Source organism: Lactobacillus taiwanensis DSM 21401 (assembly GCF_001436695.1).
Taxonomy (GTDB): domain Bacteria; phylum Bacillota; class Bacilli; order Lactobacillales; family Lactobacillaceae; genus Lactobacillus; species Lactobacillus taiwanensis.
On record NZ_AYZG01000050.1, the window covers coordinates 886 to 2,094 of the forward strand.

The 1,209-nt window shown below is 40.6% G+C and carries 1 protein-coding gene; it reads left to right on the plus strand.

Features of this window, described 5'->3' with window-relative positions; genetic code table 11:
- Nucleotides 1-1,209, plus strand: a 1,209-nt coding sequence (locus FD18_RS06215; RefSeq protein ID WP_200953888.1) for an NEL-type E3 ubiquitin ligase domain-containing protein, incomplete at both ends; no start/stop codon positions are given.

The window sequence follows — 1,209 nt, forward strand, 5'->3', positions numbered from 1 at the left end:
ACTTACTGAGTTACTTAAGCTTTCGCTCATGCTTACTGAGTTACTTAAGCTTTCGCTCATGCTTACTGAGTTGCTTAAACTTTCGCTCATTGATACTGAGTTAGATAAGCTCTCGCTCATGCTTACTGAGTTGCTCAAGCTTTCACTCATTGATACTGAGTTACTCAAACTTTCACTCATACTTACTGAATTAGATAAGCTTTCGCTCATGCTTACTGAGTTGCTCAAGCTTTCACTCATACTTACTGAGTTACTCAAGCTTTCACTCATTGATACTGAGTTGCTTAAGCTCTCGCTCATGCTTACTGAGTTGCTCAAGCTGTCACTCATGCTTACTGAGTTGCTTAAGCTGTCGCTCATGCTTACTGAGTTGCTTAAACTTTCACTCATACTTACTGAGTTACTCAAGCTTTCACTCATGCTTACTGAGTTACTTAGGCTCTCACTCATACTTACTGAGTTGCTTAAGCTTTCGCTCATGCTTACTGAGTTACTCAAGCTTTCGCTCATGCTTACTGAGTTACTTAGGCTTTCACTCATGCTTACTGAGTTACTCAAGCTTTCACTCATACTTACTGAGTTAGATAAGCTATCGCTCATGCTTACTGAGTTAGATAAGCTGTCGCTCATGCTTACTGAGTTACTCAAGCTCTCACTCATACTTACTGAGTTACTCAAGCTCTCACTCATCGATACTGAGTTACTTAAGCTTTCGCTCATACTTACTGAGTTACTCAAGCTCTCACTCATCGATACTGAGTTGCTTAGGCTCTCGCTCATACTTACTGAGTTACTTAAGCTTTCGCTCATACTTACTGAGTTACTCAAGCTCTCACTCATCGATACTGAGTTGCTTAGGCTCTCGCTCATACTTACTGAGTTACTCAAGCTCTCGCTCATACTTACTGAGTTACTCAAACTATCGCTCATGCTTACTGAGTTACTTAGGCTCTCGCTCATGCTTACTGAGTTACTCAAGCTTTCACTCATGCTTACTGAGTTAGATAAGCTTTCACTCATGCTTACTGAGTTACTTAAGCTGTCACTCATGCTTACTGAGTTACTTAAACTTTCGCTCATCGATACCGAGTTACTTAAGCTTTCACTCATGCTTACTGAGTTAGATAAGCTTTCACTCATGCTTACTGAGTTGCTCAAGCTTTCACTCATGCTTACTGAGTTACTTAGGCTCTCACTCATACTTACTGA